This is a genomic window from Pseudomonas sp. NPDC089530 (assembly GCF_050280705.1).
Classification (GTDB): Bacteria; Pseudomonadota; Gammaproteobacteria; order Pseudomonadales; family Pseudomonadaceae; genus Aquipseudomonas.
In genome coordinates, this window is the sequence record NZ_JBNNVU010000032.1 from 30264 (window position 1) to 45709 (window position 15446).

12 protein-coding genes are annotated in these 15446 nt (G+C 65.4%); 8 read left to right on the forward strand and 4 right to left on the reverse strand.

What is annotated here, in order from left to right:
- Positions 1-505: 505 nt before the first annotated feature.
- On the reverse strand, positions 506-1651 hold the full coding sequence (locus tag ACQKQA_RS14490; RefSeq protein ID WP_427558489.1) for an HlyD family secretion protein: 1146 nt from the start codon (positions 1649-1651) through the stop codon (positions 506-508).
- Positions 1648-3321 (reverse strand): MFS transporter, encoded by a 1674-nt coding sequence (locus ACQKQA_RS14495; protein WP_427558492.1) that lies wholly within the window; start codon positions 3319-3321, stop codon positions 1648-1650. The genes ACQKQA_RS14490 and ACQKQA_RS14495 overlap by 4 nt, the downstream gene beginning before the upstream one ends.
- 312 nt (positions 3322-3633) lie before the next feature.
- Between ACQKQA_RS14495 and dapF the strand changes: the two genes are divergently transcribed.
- The 3 genes from dapF (at position 3634) to ACQKQA_RS14510 (ending at position 7356) form a co-directional block, all read left to right on the forward strand.
- Positions 3634-4428 carry a diaminopimelate epimerase gene (dapF, locus tag ACQKQA_RS14500; protein WP_427558494.1) on the forward strand — a complete coding sequence of 265 codons (795 nt, stop codon included), beginning with the start codon at positions 3634-3636 and terminating at the stop codon, positions 4426-4428.
- A gap of 169 nt (positions 4429-4597) precedes the next feature.
- Positions 4598-6220, forward strand: a complete 1623-nt coding sequence (locus ACQKQA_RS14505; RefSeq protein ID WP_427558497.1) for a methyl-accepting chemotaxis protein — start codon at positions 4598-4600, stop codon at positions 6218-6220.
- A 194-nt stretch (positions 6221-6414) separates the two neighbouring features.
- On the forward strand, positions 6415-7356 hold the full coding sequence (locus ACQKQA_RS14510) for a polysaccharide deacetylase family protein (protein WP_427558500.1): 942 nt from the start codon (positions 6415-6417) through the stop codon (positions 7354-7356).
- 156 nt (positions 7357-7512) lie between these two features.
- Here ACQKQA_RS14510 and bkdR read toward each other — a convergent pair whose 3' ends face one another.
- Complete coding sequence (gene bkdR / locus ACQKQA_RS14515; RefSeq protein ID WP_427558503.1) at positions 7513-8001, reverse strand: Bkd operon transcriptional regulator BkdR; 489 nt, start codon at positions 7999-8001, stop codon at positions 7513-7515.
- Between the two features lie 197 nt (positions 8002-8198).
- Here bkdR and ACQKQA_RS14520 point away from each other — a divergent pair, with 197 nt between their 5' ends.
- The 5 genes from ACQKQA_RS14520 to ACQKQA_RS14540 all read left to right on the forward strand — a co-directional run bounded on the left by ACQKQA_RS14520 (position 8199) and on the right by ACQKQA_RS14540 (position 14504).
- A complete protein-coding gene (locus ACQKQA_RS14520; protein ID WP_427558506.1) occupies positions 8199-9434 on the forward strand; it encodes a 3-methyl-2-oxobutanoate dehydrogenase (2-methylpropanoyl-transferring) subunit alpha in 1236 nt (411 codons plus the stop codon).
- Position 9435: 1 nt separating this feature from the next.
- Positions 9436-10494, forward strand: coding sequence for an alpha-ketoacid dehydrogenase subunit beta (locus tag ACQKQA_RS14525; protein WP_044462579.1), 1059 nt, complete (start codon positions 9436-9438; stop codon positions 10492-10494).
- A complete protein-coding gene (locus ACQKQA_RS14530; protein ID WP_427558510.1) occupies positions 10495-11787 on the forward strand; it encodes a dihydrolipoamide acetyltransferase family protein in 1293 nt (430 codons plus the stop codon).
- Positions 11788-11790: 3 nt separating this feature from the next.
- On the forward strand, positions 11791-13182 hold the full coding sequence (gene lpdA / locus ACQKQA_RS14535; protein ID WP_427558512.1) for a dihydrolipoyl dehydrogenase: 1392 nt from the start codon (positions 11791-11793) through the stop codon (positions 13180-13182).
- Positions 13183-13484: 302 nt separating this feature from the next.
- Positions 13485-14504, forward strand: coding sequence for a branched-chain amino acid aminotransferase (locus tag ACQKQA_RS14540; RefSeq protein WP_427558515.1), 1020 nt, complete (start codon positions 13485-13487; stop codon positions 14502-14504).
- Positions 14505-14591: 87 nt separating this feature from the next.
- Here ACQKQA_RS14540 and ACQKQA_RS14545 read toward each other — a convergent pair whose 3' ends face one another.
- Positions 14592-15347, reverse strand: a complete 756-nt coding sequence (locus ACQKQA_RS14545) for an N-acetylmuramoyl-L-alanine amidase (RefSeq protein WP_427558518.1) — start codon at positions 15345-15347, stop codon at positions 14592-14594.
- Positions 15348-15446: the final 99 nt, after the last annotated feature.

Below are 15446 nucleotides of genomic sequence, written 5' to 3' on the forward strand. Positions count from 1 at the left end.
AGCCGCTGTCGAGCCTTGGCGAGACTGCGATCGGGGCGCAGCCCCGTAGACCTGGTGGCGCGGTGTAACTGACGCTCGGCGGTGCCTGGTTTTGCGTCCGCTTCGCGGCCGATCGCAGCCTCGCTGGAGCTCGGCAGCGGCTACAAACCTGCCGCCTCTCACCGCCCCTGTAGCCACTGTCGAGCCTTGGCGAGGCTGCGATCGGGGCGCAGCCCCGTAGACTTGGCGGCGCGGTGTAACTGACGCTCGGCGGTGCCTGGTTTGGCGTCCGCTTCGCGGCCGATCGCAGCCTCGCTGGAGCTCGGCAGCGGCTACAAACCTGCCGCCTCTCACCGCCCCTGTAGCCGCTGTCGAGCCCTGGCGAGACTGCGATCGGGGCGCAGCCCCGTAGACCTGGCGGCGCGGTGTAACTGACTCTCGGCGGTGCCTGGTTTTGCGTCCGCTTCGCGGCCGATCGCAGCCTCGCTGGGGCTCGGCAGCGGCTACAGGGCTACAGGGCTAGGGGTTATTCGGTGGGGGGCTTGGGTTCGGCGGCGGTGTCGATGCTGACCACCACCGACATGCCCGGGCGCAGGCGTTCACTTTCCGTCTGGTCGGGGTCGACGGTGATACGCACCGGCACGCGCTGGGCGATCTTGACGAAGTTGCCGGTAGCGTTGTCGGCCTGCAACAAGGCGAACTCCGAGCCGGTGGCCGGCGAGATGCGCTGCACATGGCCATGGAATTTGCGGTGGTTCAGCGCATCGACGGTGAAGCTCGCCGGCTGGCCGACGCGGACGTTGTCCATCTGGGTTTCCTTCATATTGGCGATCACCCACAGTTGGTTCGGCACCAGCGCCATCAGCTGCGCCCCGGAATTAACGTAGGCCCCCAGGCGCACGCCGATCTGCCCCAGCTGGCCGTCCCGCGGCGCGGTGATCCGGGTGTTGGACAGGTCGATCCGCGCCAGCTGCACCGCCGCCTCGGCATTGGCCACCGCGGCCTCCAGGGAGCCGCGATTGACGATCACCGTCTGCAGGTCCTGGCGGGCGATGTCCAGCTGCGCCTGGGCCTGGGCTACCGCGGCGACCGTCTGGGCGTTGGCGGCGCGGGTCACGTCCAGGTCGCGCTGAGACACCGAACCGTCATTGATCAACGCTTCGTTGCGCCGCAGGTCGGCGGCGCTCTTGCGCGCCTGGGCCTGGCTGTCGGCTAGGGCCGCCTGGCGCAGCTTGATGGTGGCTTCGGCGTTGTTGCGCTGCTGCACCACATTGGCCAGCGAGGCCTTCTGCACCGCCAGCTGGGCCAGGGACTGGTCCAGGCGCTGTTTGTAGATGCGGTCGTCGAGGCGCACCAGCAGGTCGCCGGCCTTGACGAACTGGAAGTCCTGCACCGGCACCTCGAACACATAGCCGCTGAGCTGCGGCCCGATGATCGTCACCTGGCCGCGCACCAGGGCGTTCTCGGTGCTTTCGATGGCGCTGGAAAACGGCGGCAACTGCCAGGCATAGAGCACGATCAGCACCCCGCCGAGGGCAATCGCGGCGAAGCCCAGGGACGAGAAAATCCGCACCCGCAGCGAGCGCGGCTCGGTGATCGGCAGCGAGGGCGGCGCGCTGCCTTCGGGGGTCGAGGCGATGGCGTTGGTGGTGGTAATGGTCGGTTCGGTCATGAAGAAATGGCACCGCTGGGTTGAACGGGAGTCGGGGCTTGGGTCGGGGCTGCCGGCGCAACCTTCTGGGTGGTGCTGAGCAGCCACAGGCTGCGAACGAAGATCCAGAGCATGGTCAGCACGGCAATCACCGCGATCAGCATGAACACATCGTTGTAGGCCAGCACATTGGCTTCGCGGGTGGCGGCGCTGGCCAGGCTGCGAATGCCTTGCAGCTCGCGGGCCTGCGGGTCGGCGATGACCCGGCCGACGGCCGCGCCGCCGCTCTGCACCCGGCCCAGCACCCGGGGGTCCATCATCACCAGTTGCTCGACGATATGGCTGGAATGGTACTTCTCGCGCAGGATCTGGAAGGTCCCCAGCAACGCCGAGCCGATCAGCCCGCCGAGGTTCTGGCAGATGCCGAACAGCACCGAGAAGCTCACCAGGTTGCGCGGGTTGGTCAGCACGTTGCGCGTGCCCAGGACCATGGTCGGGCCGAGGAAGAAGGTCCCGCCGAAGGCCAGCAAAAACTGGCTGAAGTACATGTTGGCCGGGCGCGTGAGGTTGGTGGAAAAACTATCCATCACCGAACCCACGGCCATCAGCGCCAGGGAGACAACCAGCGGCATCAACAGGTGCGAGGGGTTGATGGTCAGGGCGCTGGTGGCCAGGCCCGCGATGCTGCCCAGCAGCATCACCCCGTACAGCAGGCGCATCTGCTGGCTGCTCATGTTCAGGGCCTGGAGAAAACCCACGGCGCCGGTGGACTGCTCGGACAGCACCATGCGGATCAGGATCACCGCCAGGGCCAGGCGGATCGCCGCCCCGCTGCCCAGCCAGCGGGTCATCAGCATCGGGTTGCTGCGGTTATGTTCGATGCACAGCCCGGTGAGGATCAGCACGATGGAGCCGGCGCTGGCGTAGCCGATCCACGGCGCCTCCAGCCACCAGTCGATGCGCCCCAGGGACAGCACGGCGCACAGCAGCGCAACACCGCTGGCGAGGATGGCGAAGGTCAGGAAGTCGAGTTTTTCGAAGGTACGGAAGCGGTCCCCCGGCGGCAGCTTGAGCATGAACACGCAGCCCAGGGAGGCCAGCGCCAGCCCCAGCTCGAACAGGTACAGGCCGCGCCATTCGGCGATCTGCAGCAGGTCTTCGGAAAACAGCCGGGCCAGGGGCAAGGCCAGTTGCGAGGCGCCCAGCCCCAACACCAGGGCCTTCATCCGCCACTTCGCCGGGAACGCCTGGACCATGTAGTACAGGCCCAGGGAACTCAGGGCCGCGCCGACCATGCCGTGGGCCGCGCGCACGGCGATGGCCGAACTCAGGTCGTTGACGAACAGGTGGCCGAAGGTCACCAGGGCATAGAGCACCAAGAACACTTCGGTAAAGGCGCGCAGGCCGAACTGCTGACGAAACTTCACCAGCAGCAGGTTCATCGACACGTTGGTCATCACGTAGGCCGCCGGCAGCCAGGCCATTTCCGCGGTGGTGGCGCCCAGCGCCCCTTGCAGGTAAGGCAGGTTGGCGATCACCAGCGAGTTGCCGAGACCGCCGGTAAGCGCCACCAGCAGGCCGACCAGGGCATAGGCCATCCGCTTGTGCGTCGGGTGCAACGGCGTCGAGGGCGAGCCGGGCAAGCTGGGCTTTTCGTGGGGTTGCCAGTTGCGCGGGGCGTATTGATCCATTCGGTGGCCTTGTTCCGTATCCGCTCAGGTTGCGGACGCTCAGAGATATTCCGGGCTGCCCGGCAGTTTGCCGGAAAACCCCGGGGCCCAGGCAAGCTCCGGGCGCGGTTGCTAAACATTTTCAGACGCCAGCCTGGGGCATTCTCTGCAGGGCGAGCTTGCTCGCGATAGCGGCGGGCCTGGTGGGGCGCCGTGCCTGTATCGCCAGTCAGCTGGCTCCTGGCGATCGATTCCCCGACGTCGCACTTACCCTTGGCGCCTCGGCCCCTCTAGAATCAGCCCTCCCCTTGCGCTCCAGCCGCGGAGACTTTCATGCCCCTGCCTTTTCAGAAGCTGCATGCCAACGGCGACGACTTCATGCTGGTCGATGCCCGCGGCCGCGCCGACCCAATCACCGGCGAACTGGCCAGGGCCCTGGGCGACCGCCATCGCGGGGTCGGTTTCAACCAACTGGTGGTGCTCGGCGATTGCCCGGAGACGGCGGCGCAACTGACCTTCTGGAACGCCGATGGTTCCAGCCTGGACACCTGCGGCAGCGCGACCCGGGGCGCGGCCGACCTGCTGCTGCGGGAAAGCGGCGAACCCTCGGTGCGCGTGAAAACCGCCCGCGGCATCCAGCACTGCACGCGCCTGGACGATCGCTCGGTGGCGGTCGAGATGGGCCTGCCGCAGTTCGCCTGGCAACAGATTCCCCTGGCCCAGCCCCTGGATACCCTGGCCTTGCCGCTGGCGGGCGAGCCGGCGGCGTGCAGCATGGGCAATCCGCATTGCACGTTTTTCGTCGACGACCTGGAGCGCGTCGACGTGGCGAAACTCGGCCCGCAGATCGAGGCTCATCCGCTGTTTCCACAGAAGACCAATGTGCATTTCGTACAGGTGCTCGACCGCCAGACCATTCGCCTGCGCATCTGGGAACGCAACGGCGCCATCCCCCTGGGCTCCGGCTCATGCTCCTGCGGCGCGGCGGTCAACGGCATCCGCCGCGGGCTGCTGGACAGCCCGGTGCGGGTGCTGTGCGACGGCGGCCCGGTCACCGTCAGCTGGGACGGCGTGGGCAAGGTGCGGCTGGCCGGCAGCGTGGAGCGGGTGTTCAGCGGGGTAATCTGATGGCGCCTGGGTGGACCCCATCGCGAGCAAGCTCGCTCCTACAGGGAGGCGCCGGAAATATTTTCTTACACCTCTACAGATTTTTCACGTTCTGAAGATAAGAGTGATATCGAGACGACAGGGAGTCGAATTGTATTTCGCTGTATCACTCCAATCTGCAGGTGCTCGTATGGTGACAAGAAACGTGAAACTGACTTCCAGGGCGCTGCTGAGCTTCGGCGCCATTTGTGTGTTGTTGATCGGTCTGGGGGGACTGGCACTGTGGAAAATGGGACAGATTCACGATGCGGCCCTGGACCTTCAGTCCAACTGGCTGCCCAGCATCAGGCAAGCCTCGAAAATCGAATCCGCGACCTTGCGGGTGCGCCTGGAAGCGTTGCACTACGTCACCGAAAGCACGACTCAGAAAGGCGCTTCGCTGGATAAGCTGGGCACCCTGAAAAACACCCTGGCCCAGGCCATCAAGGACTACGAACCGCTGGTGTCCAGCAGCGAGGAAAAGGCCACCTACGAACAGGTCAAGCGCGCCGCCCAGGACTACCTGGACAAACTGGCGGTCCTGCTCGATGCCAGCAAGCGCTACACCGTGGAGCAAGCCAGCGACTACATCAACCAGGTCACGGTGCCTCTGGCCAACAGCCTGCAGACCTCGATCGAAGCCCTGATCAAAATCAACGAGACCGGCGCCGACCATTCCGCGACCCAGGCCGGCGAGCAGTTCAGCTATGGCCTGACCCTGACCTCGATCATCATCGTGCTGGCGATTGCCCTGACCGTACTGATTGCCGTGCTGTTTACCCGCAGCATCATCGGCCCGGTGCAAGCGCTGCTGGCCACCACCCGGAAAATCGCCGAAGGCGACCTGCGCACCCAGGTCGAGGTCAGCGGCCAGGACGAACTGACCGAGTTGCAGACCGCCACCCAGGCCATGCTCGACAGCTTGAAGTCGACCATCCGCCACATCGCCGATTCCTCGACCCAACTGGCCTCGGCCGCCGAAGAGATGAGCGCCATCACCCGCGAGTCCAACGCCGGCATCCAGCAACAGAGCATGGAAACCGACCAGGCCGCCACCGCGGTCAACGAAATGACCGCGGCGGTGGAGGAAGTGGCGCGCAACGCGGTGTCCGCCTCGCAGTCGACCCAGGCCTCGGAACGTTCCGCCGGGCTCGGCAAGGAGCGGGTCGAACAGACCATCCACTCGATCGAGAAACTCACCCGTACCGTGGAAGGCACCCGCGTGGAAATGGCCGGCCTGGCCCAGCAGGCCCAGGACATCACCAAGGTCCTCGACGTGATCCGCGCCATCGCCGAGCAGACCAACCTGCTGGCCCTCAACGCCGCCATCGAAGCGGCCCGGGCCGGGGAACAGGGCCGTGGCTTCGCCGTGGTCGCCGACGAGGTGCGCGCCCTCGCCCACCGTACCCAGCTCTCGACCCAGGAGATCGAACAGATGATCCAGGGCATCCAGAGCGGTTCGAACCAGGCCATGCGCTCCATGCAGCAAAGCAGCGAGGACGCCAGCCAGACCCTGGCCATCGCCCATGAGGCCGGCAGCGCCATCGGCCACATCACCCAGGCCATCACCGACATCAACGAACGCAACCTGATGATCGCCACCGCCTCGGAGGAGCAGGCCCAGGTGGCGCGCTCGGTGGACCAGAACCTGATGAGCATCCGCGACCTGTCGCTGCAAAGCTCGTCCGCTGCCAGCCAGACCTCCATCGCCAGCAGCGAGCTGTCCTCCCTGGCGGTGGGCCTGAACAAGCTGGTGGCGCGCTTTTCCCTCTGACCGCCCCCAGGCGATCAAGCCGTTCAGGATCACGACGGCAAGGCGCTTTATCGATCAGCCGGTCTGGGCCGCCAGGCGCCCGGGCCGGGCTGGATTGATAAATTTTGTTTAAAGGTGATCTGGTTCCGAGGGGATTTTTCAAGGAAAGACCGGATGCCAGCCTATGGGCACTTTTTCCTCGAGGAGTGCCCCCAATGACCCGAACCCTCACCCCGCGCTGGCTCAAGCGCCTGCTCGCCCTGAGCCTGCTGGCGCCGACCCTGGCGTTCGCCCAGGAGCGCCCATGGCCGGACGGCGCGCAGCTGGTGCTGTCGTTTTCCATGCAGTTCGAGACCGGCGGCCAGCCGGAGGGCGCCGAAAGCCCGTTTTCCGGGAGCCCGCTGCCCAAGGGTTATCCGGACCTGCCGGCCACCACCTGGTTCGACTACGGCCACAAGGAAGGCCTGTGGCGTCTGCTCGATCTGTGGGACCGCACCGGCATCAAGGTCACGTCCCATGTGGTCGGCGAAGCCGCGCTCAAGCACCCGGAACTGATCAAGGCCATCGCCCAGCGTGGCCATGAAGTGGCGGCCCACGGCATGCGCTGGGCCGACTCCTACAACATGAGCTACGCCCAGGAAAAGCAGTTCATCGGCGACGGCGTGGACGCGGTGCAGAAGCTCACCGGCCAGCGCTCGGTGGGCTACAACGCCAACTGGCTGCGGCGCAGCCCCAACACCCTGAAGGTGTTGCAGGACCTGAACTTCACCTACCACATCGACGACGTCAGCCGCGACGAACCCTTCGTCACCCTGGTGCGCGGCAAGCCGTTCGCCGTGGTGCCCTACACCCTGCGCAACAACGACATCGTGCTGATCGAGGGCCGGCACTTCTCCGCCGAGCAGTTCTATCAGCAGCTGGTGCTGGAGTTCGATCGCCTGTACGCCGAAGGCGCGCACCAGCGGCGGATGATGTCGGTGAGCCTGCACGACCGCATCGGCGGCACGCCGGCGATGGTCGAGGCGGTGGAGCGGTTTGTCCGCTACGCCCAGTCCCATCCGAAGGTCAGCTTCATGCGCAAGGACCGGATCGCGCAGATCGTGCTGACAGAGAAGAACCCGCTGATCGACAACAGCGAGGCGGCGTTCAATAACTGAAGCGCTATGCGTTGAATGCACGTTCGGTGGGTCGCTCCGGGAGCGGTGGCGACCTGTCGATGGCTATCGCGGGCAAGCCTCGCTCCTACAGAAGATCGCGTGCTTCCGTAGGAGCGAGGCTTGCCCGCGATAGGGCCGGCCCTGCCCTGCGCGCGCTCAACTGCCCAGGATCAAGCCATTGGCCGGCAACGGCAGCGCGGTCTTGTAGCGCACCTGCTTGAGCGCAAAGCTCGAGCGGATATTGGCCACCCCCGGCACCTTGGTCAGGAAGTCCATCATGAACCGCTCCAGGGCCTGGATGGTCGGCACCAGCACGCGGATCAGGTAGTCCGGATCGCCCGCCATCAGGTAGCACTCCATGACTTCCGGGCGGTCGGAAATCGCCTCTTCGAAATGCTGCAACGCCTCCTCCACCTGCTTCTCCAGGCTGACGTGAATGAACACGTTGACGTGCAGCCCCAAGAGGTCGGCATCCAGCAGGGTCACCTGCTCGCGGATCAACCCCAACTCCTCCATGGCACGCACGCGGTTGAAACAGGGAGTGGGCGAAAGGTTCACCGAACGGGCCAGGTCGGCGTTGGTGATGCGGGCATTCTCCTGGAGGCTGTTGAGAATGCCGATATCGGTACGGTCCAGTTTGCGCATGAGACAAATCAACCTTTTTTTTATGTTTATGCAGTTTTTTTATCTGCAAATCGTCTCAAGCGCAACGAAACAGAGATAAATATTCTCCTTGGCCCGGCCTATGATTGTTGTAGGACAAGATTTCTTTTACCCAAAGAATGACTGTCAGCTCAGCGCGCCCACTACAAGAAATTCACAAGATCGAGCGTAGACAAGCCATGACCCAAGCGTACGAACCGCTGCGCCTGCACGTGCCCGAACCCTCAGGCCGTCCCGGTTGCAAAACCGACTTCTCCTACCTGCGTCTGACCGACGCCGGCACGGTGCGCAAACCCCCAATCGATGTAGAACCCGCCGACACCGCCGACCTGGCCCGCGGCCTGATCCGCGTGCTCGACGACCAGGGCAACGCCCTGGGCGACTGGGCCGCCGACGTGCCCGCCGAGATCCTGCGCCAGGGCATGCGCGCCATGCTCAAGACGCGGATTTTCGACAACCGCATGGTGGTCGCCCAGCGCCAGAAGAAGATGTCGTTCTACATGCAGAGCCTGGGCGAGGAAGCCATCGGCAGCGCCCAGGCCCTGGCGCTGAACATCGATGACATGTGCTTCCCCACCTACCGCCAGCAGAGCATCCTGATGGCCCGCGAGGTGCCGCTGGTGGACATGATCTGCCAGCTGCTGTCCAACGAGCGCGATCCGCTCAAGGGGCGCCAGCTGCCAATCATGTACTCGGTGAAAGAGGCCGGGTTCTTCACCATTTCCGGCAACCTGGCCACCCAGTTCGTGCAGGGCGTGGGCTGGGGCATGGCCTCGGCGATCAAGGGCGATACCAAGATCGCCTCGGCCTGGATCGGCGACGGCGCCACCGCCGAGTCGGACTTCCACACCGCCCTCACCTTCGCCCACGTGTACCGCGCGCCGGTGATCCTCAACGTGGTCAACAACCAGTGGGCGATCTCCACCTTCCAGGCCATCGCCGGCGGTGAAGCCACCACCTTCGCCGGACGCGGCGTGGGTTGCGGCATCGCCTCCTTGCGGGTCGACGGCAACGATTTCGTCGCGGTCTACGCCGCCTCGCGCTGGGCCGCCGAACGCGCCCGGCGCAACCTCGGCCCGACCCTGATCGAATGGGTCACCTACCGCGCCGGCCCGCACTCGACTTCGGACGACCCGTCCAAGTACCGCCCGGCCGACGACTGGAGCCACTTCCCCCTGGGCGATCCGATTGCCCGCCTCAAACAGCACCTGATCAAGACCGGCCAGTGGTCCGAAGAGGAACACGCCGCGGTCAGCGCGGAGCTGGAAGCCGAGGTCATCGCCGCGCAGAAGCAGGCCGAGCAGTACGGCACCCTCGCCGGCGGCCAGATCCCCAGCGCCGCGACCATGTTCGAGGATGTGTACAAGGACATGCCCGAGCACCTGAAGCGCCAACGCCAGCAACTGGGAATCTGACATGAACGATCACAACAACAATATCCAGTTGGAAACCGCCATGACCACTACCACCATGACCATGATCCAGGCCCTGCGCTCGGCCATGGATGTGATGCTCGAGCGTGACGACAACGTGGTGGTGTTCGGCCAGGACGTCGGTTATTTCGGCGGCGTGTTCCGTTGCACCGAAGGCCTGCAGACCAAGTACGGCACCTCACGGGTGTTCGACGCACCGATCTCGGAAAGCGGCATCGTCGGCGTCGCCGTCGGCATGGGCGCCTACGGCCTGCGGCCGGTGGCGGAAATCCAGTTCGCCGACTACGTGTACCCGGCCACCGACCAGATCATTTCCGAGGCGGCGCGCCTGCGTTATCGCTCGGCCGGCCAGTTCACCGCGCCGCTGACCATGCGCATGCCTTGCGGCGGCGGCATCTACGGCGGCCAGACCCACAGCCAGAGCATCGAGGCGGTGTTCACCCAGGTCTGCGGCCTGCGCACGGTGATGCCGTCCAACCCCTACGACGCCAAGGGCCTGCTGATCGCCTCCATCGAAAACGACGACCCGGTGATCTTCCTCGAGCCCAAGCGCCTGTACAACGGCCCGTTCGACGGCCACCACGACCGCCCGGTAACCCCCTGGTCGAAACACCCCTCGGCCCAGGTGCCGGACGGCTACTACAAGGTGCCGCTGGACGTCGCCGCCATCGCCCGCCCGGGCAAGGACGTGACCGTGCTGACCTACGGCACCACGGTGTATGTCTCGCAAGTGGCCGCCGAGGAAACCGGCATCGACGCCGAGGTCATCGACCTGCGCAGCCTGTGGCCGCTGGACCTGGACACCATCGTCAAGTCGGTGAAGAAGACCGGCCGCTGCGTGGTGGTCCACGAAGCCACCCGCACCTGCGGTTTCGGCGCCGAGCTGGTGTCGCTGGTGCAGGAACATTGCTTCCACCACCTGGAAGCGCCGATCGAACGTGTGACCGGTTGGGACACCCCCTACCCGCACGCGCAAGAGTGGGCGTATTTCCCTGGCCCGTCCCGTGTGGGCGCGGCTCTACAACGGGTCATGGAGGTCTGAATGGGCACGCACGTTATCAAGATGCCGGACATCGGCGAAGGCATCGCAGAAGTCGAACTGTCACAGTGGCACGTCAAGGTCGGCGACCTGGTGGTCGAGGACCAGGTGCTGGCCGACGTCATGACCGACAAGGCCATGGTGGATATCCCCTCCCCGGTGCATGGCAAGGTCATCTCCCTGGGCGGCCAGCCCGGCGAAGTGATGGCGGTGGGCAGTGTGTTGATCAGCATCGAGGTCGAGGGGGCTGGCAACGTCAAGGCCTCCGATCAGGCGGTCAGCGAGCCGGTGGCGGTTAAAGCGGCCGCTCCAGCCGTGGCGCCAGCGCCCAAGGTCGAAGCCGCGCCCGTGGTCGAAAGCAAACCGGCCGCCGCTTGCCGCCCTGCGCCCCTGGCACCGGTGGCCCGCGACGCCGACGAGCGTCCGCTGGCCTCCCCGGCCGTGCGCAAGCATGCGCTGGACCTGGGCATCCAGCTGCGCCTGGTGCAGGGCAGCGGCCCGGCCGGACGCATCCTCCACGAAGACCTGGACGCCTACCTGGCCCAGGGCACGCAGCGCGCCCACGGCGGTTCGGCACCGTCCGGCTACGCCGAGCGCCACGACGAGCAGCAGATCCCGGTCATCGGTATGCGCCGCAAGATCGCCCAGCGCATGCAGGAAGCCACCCAGCGCGCCGCCCACTTCAGTTATGTCGAGGAAATCGACGTCACCGCCGTGGAAGAGCTGCGCGCGCACCTCAATGAAAAACACGGCGCCACTCGCGGCAAGCTGACCCTGCTGCCGTTCCTGGTGCGGGCCATGGTCGTGGCCCTGCGCGACTTCCCGCAGATCAACGCGCGCTACGACGACGAAGCCCAGGTCATCACCCGCCACGGCGCGGTGCATGTCGGGGTCGCCACGCAAAGCGACGTCGGCCTGATGGTGCCGGTGGTCAAGCACGCCGAAGCCCGCAGCCTGTGGGACAGCGCCGCGGAAATCGCCCGTCTGGCCAATGCCGCACGCAACGGCAAGGCGGCCCGTGACGAACTCTCCGGCTCGACCATCACCCTGACCAGCCTCGGCGCCCTGGGCGGCATCGTCAGCACCCCGGTGCTGAACTTGCCGGAAGTGGCGATCGTCGGGGTGAACAAGATCGTCGAACGGCCGATGGTGATCAAAGGCCAGGTGGTGATCCGCAAGATGATGAACCTCTCCAGCTCCTTCGATCACCGGGTGGTCGACGGCATGGACGCGGCGCTCTTCATCCAGGCCATCCGCGGCCTGCTCGAACAACCTGCCAGCCTGTTTCTGGAGTAACCCATGCAACAGACTCTGAACACCCAGCTGCTGATCATCGGCGGCGGTCCTGGCGGTTACGTGGCGGCGATCCGCGCCGGCCAGCTGGGCATCTCCACCATCCTGGTGGAAGGTGCGGCCCTGGGCGGCACCTGCCTGAACATCGGCTGCATCCCGTCCAAGGCCCTGATCCATGTCGCCGAGCAGTTCCACCAGACCCGCCATCACAGCCAGGGCTCGGCCCTGGGCATCGAGGTGGCGGCGCCGACCCTGAACATCGGCAAGAGCGTGGAATGGAAGGACGGCATCGTCGACCGCCTGACCACCGGCGTCGCGGCCCTGCTGAAGAAGAACAAAGTCCAGGTGATCCACGGCTGGGCCAAGGTCATCGACGGCAAGACCGTGGAGGTCGAAGGCGCCGACACCCGCATCCAGTGCGAGCACCTGCTGCTGGCCAGCGGTTCGAAAAGCGTCAACCTGCCGATGCTGCCGCTGGGCGGGCCGGTCATTTCCTCCACCGAAGCCCTGGCGCCCAAGGCCCTGCCCAAGCGCCTGATCGTGGTCGGCGGCGGTTATATCGGCCTGGAGCTGGGCATCGCCTACCGCAAGCTCGGCGCCGAAGTCAGCGTGGTCGAGGCCCAGGAGCGCATCCTGCCGGCCTATGACGCCGAGCTGACCCAGCCGGTGCTGGAGTCGGTGAAGCAGCTGGGGATCAAGCTCTACCTCAAGCACAGCGTCGAAGGTTTCGAGGCCGGGAACAACCGCCTGCAGGTGCGCGACCCGAACGGCGAGCGCCTGCACCTGGAAACCGACCAGGTGCTGGTGGCGGTCGGGCGCAAGCCGAACACCCAGGGCTGGAACCTCGAAGCCCTGAACCTGGACATGAACGGCGCGGCGATCAAGATCGACCACCGCTGCCAGACCAGCATGCGCAACGTCTGGGCCATCGGCGACGTCGCCGGCGAACCGATGCTCGCGCACCGGGCCATGGCCCAGGGCGAGATGGTCGCCGAGCTGATCGCCGGCCAGCACCGGGAGTTCAACCCGGCGGCCATTCCCGCGGTGTGCTTCACCGACCCGGAACTGGTGGTGGTCGGCAAGACCCCGGACGAGGCCCGCGCCGCCGGCCTGGACTGCGTCGTCTCGAACTTCCCGTTCGCCGCCAACGGCCGCGCCATGACCCTGGAATCGAAAAGCGGTTTCGTGCGGGTGGTGGCACGCCGTGACAATCACCTGATTGTCGGCTGGCAGGCGGTGGGCGTCGGTGTGTCCGAGCTGTCCACGGCCTTCGGCCAGTCCCTGGAAATGGGCGCGCGCCTGGAAGACATCGCCGGCACCATCCACGCCCACCCGACCCTGGGCGAGACGGTGCAGGAAGCGGCCTTGCGCGCCCTGGGCCACGCGTTGCACCTGTAAACGCAACACCGGGGCATGGCCCTACCCCTGTAGCCGCTGCCGAAGGCTGCGATCGGCCTCGAAGAGGACGTGCTCTTCAAGGCCCCAGGAAGGTCCTGCGGACCTTATCGCAGCCTGCGGCAGCGGCTACAGGGTTCGCTCCCCGGGATCGCCGGAGGATTGATGGGCAGGCCAGGTTTTTTGCTCGCCCTCCCATCGTCCAGGCTGCGAAACACCCGCGGAATGCAGTATTGTTGTGCCCATCCAAAAAAACGTCAGAAGCCTTGAGCCGTTGCGACGGTTGTTAAGCGATAGAGGGTGTCATGGGTAACGAAAGCATCAATTGGGACAAGCTGGGTTTTGACTACATCAAGACAGACAAGCGCTATCTGTCGCACTGGCGTAACGGCGAGTGGGACAAAGGCACCCTGACCGACGATAACGTGCTGCACATCAGCGAGGGCTCCACCGCCCTGCACTATGGCCAGCAGTGCTTCGAAGGCCTGAAGGCCTACCGCTGCAAGGACGGCTCGATCAACCTGTTCCGTCCGGACCAGAACGCCGCCCGCATGCAGCGCAGCTGCGCCCGCCTGCTGATGCCACAGGTGTCCACCGAGCAGTTCGTCGAAGCCTGTAAAGCCGTGGTCAAGGCCAACGAGCGCTTCATCCCGCCTTACGGTACCGGTGGCGCGCTGTACCTGCGTCCGTTCGTGATCGGCGTGGGCGACAACATCGGCGTGCGCACCGCCCCCGAGTTCATCTTCTCGATCTTCGCCATTCCGGTCGGCGCCTACTTCAAGGGCGGCCTGACCCCGCACAACTTCCTGATCTCCACCTACGACCGTGCGGCGCCACAAGGCACCGGCGCGGCCAAGGTCGGTGGCAACTACGCCGCCAGCCTGATGCCGGGTTCGGAAGCCAAGAAGAAGCACTTCGCCGACTGCATCTACCTGGACCCACTGACCCACTCGAAGATCGAGGAAGTCGGTTCGGCCAACTTCTTCGGCATTACCCACGACGACAAATTCGTCACCCCGAACTCGCCTTCGGTACTGCCGGGTATCACCCGCCTGTCGCTGATCGAACTGGCCAAGACCCGCCTGGGCCTGGAAGTGATCGAAGGCGACGTGTTCATCGACAAGCTGTCGGACTTCAAGGAAGCCGGCGCCTGCGGTACCGCGGCGGTGATCACGCCGATCGGCGGCATCGATTACCAGGACAAGCTGCACGTGTTCTACAGCGAAAAAGAAGTCGGCCCGGTCACCCAGAAGCTCTACAAGGAGCTGACCGGTGTACAGACCGGCGACATCGAAGCGCCAGCGGGCTGGATCGTCAAGGTCTGACCTGACACCCGGCCACCAAAAAGCCCGCCCTTCACCTCGGTGATCGGCGGGCTTTTTCATGGTCGCCCTCTATAGCCGGAACGGCCCCTAGCCGAGCGCGGCAGCATCCGGAACCTGGAGAATGTCCCGGGCCTTCTCCGCGCCGTGATATTTGTCGATCAGGGCAAACAGGATGGCTGCCGTCTTGATATCGACCACCCCACTGACCTGCGCCTGGTTGAAGCGCATCTGGAACGCCTTGACCACGGGCTCCAGGCCTTGGTCCAGATAACCGTAGCCATAGGTTTCCAGGGCCTTGGCCACCTGCGCCATGCTCGGTGGCGTGACACTGAAGCGGGCCTGGTAATCGAGGGTGGTGGGCTCGTCCGGCCAGGCGCCGACGCCGGCTTCGGCGAGTCGTTTCCAGGGAAAGAACGGCCCTGGATCGATCTTGCGCCCCGGTGCGATGTCCGAGTGGCCGACAATGTCCGTCGGCTGGATGTCGTACTTTTCGATCAGGTCTCGCGCCAGGTTGATCAGCAGTTCGGTCTGGCGCTCGCCGTAGGACGCGCCCAGGGGCTGCCCGGTGTGCGGGTCCCAGCCGGCGTTGACGATCTCGATCCCCAGCGAGGTGTCATTCAGGTTGCTGCGGTTTTTCCATCGACTGACCCCGGCGTGCCAGGCCCGGTCGTGGTCGTCGACCAACTGGTGGGCCACCAGCAGGCCCTTGTGGGCCTTCGGTTCCTCGGGGATCAGGTAGTTGGCGCTCACCAACTCCGAGCGGGTCAGGACTTCCAGGGACTGCTCCTGATCCAGCGCCGTGTAATGCAGCACCAGGAAACGGATCCGGTGGTTCTTGGCCACGGCCTGCTCGCTTGTCGAGATCGCGTAGCCGTTTTTCGCCCTAAGCGTTTCATCGACCCGGTCTTTCTGCAGGCCGCTACACCCCGTTACCGCCAGTAA

Coding starts and splice junctions, on each gene's coding strand:
- ACQKQA_RS14490 (WP_427558489.1), bottom strand. CDS start 1,651: ATGACCGAACCGACCATTACCACCACCAACGCCATCGCCTCGACCCCC.
- ACQKQA_RS14495 (WP_427558492.1), bottom strand. CDS start 3,321: ATGGATCAATACGCCCCGCGCAACTGGCAACCCCACGAAAAGCCCAGC.
- dapF (WP_427558494.1), top strand. CDS start 3,634: ATGCCCCTGCCTTTTCAGAAGCTGCATGCCAACGGCGACGACTTCATG.
- ACQKQA_RS14505 (WP_427558497.1), top strand. CDS start 4,598: ATGGTGACAAGAAACGTGAAACTGACTTCCAGGGCGCTGCTGAGCTTC.
- ACQKQA_RS14510 (WP_427558500.1), top strand. CDS start 6,415: ATGACCCGAACCCTCACCCCGCGCTGGCTCAAGCGCCTGCTCGCCCTG.
- bkdR (WP_427558503.1), bottom strand. CDS start 8,001: ATGCGCAAACTGGACCGTACCGATATCGGCATTCTCAACAGCCTCCAG.
- ACQKQA_RS14520 (WP_427558506.1), top strand. CDS start 8,199: ATGACCCAAGCGTACGAACCGCTGCGCCTGCACGTGCCCGAACCCTCA.
- ACQKQA_RS14525 (WP_044462579.1), top strand. CDS start 9,436: ATGAACGATCACAACAACAATATCCAGTTGGAAACCGCCATGACCACT.
- ACQKQA_RS14530 (WP_427558510.1), top strand. CDS start 10,495: ATGGGCACGCACGTTATCAAGATGCCGGACATCGGCGAAGGCATCGCA.
- lpdA (WP_427558512.1), top strand. CDS start 11,791: ATGCAACAGACTCTGAACACCCAGCTGCTGATCATCGGCGGCGGTCCT.
- ACQKQA_RS14540 (WP_427558515.1), top strand. CDS start 13,485: ATGGGTAACGAAAGCATCAATTGGGACAAGCTGGGTTTTGACTACATC.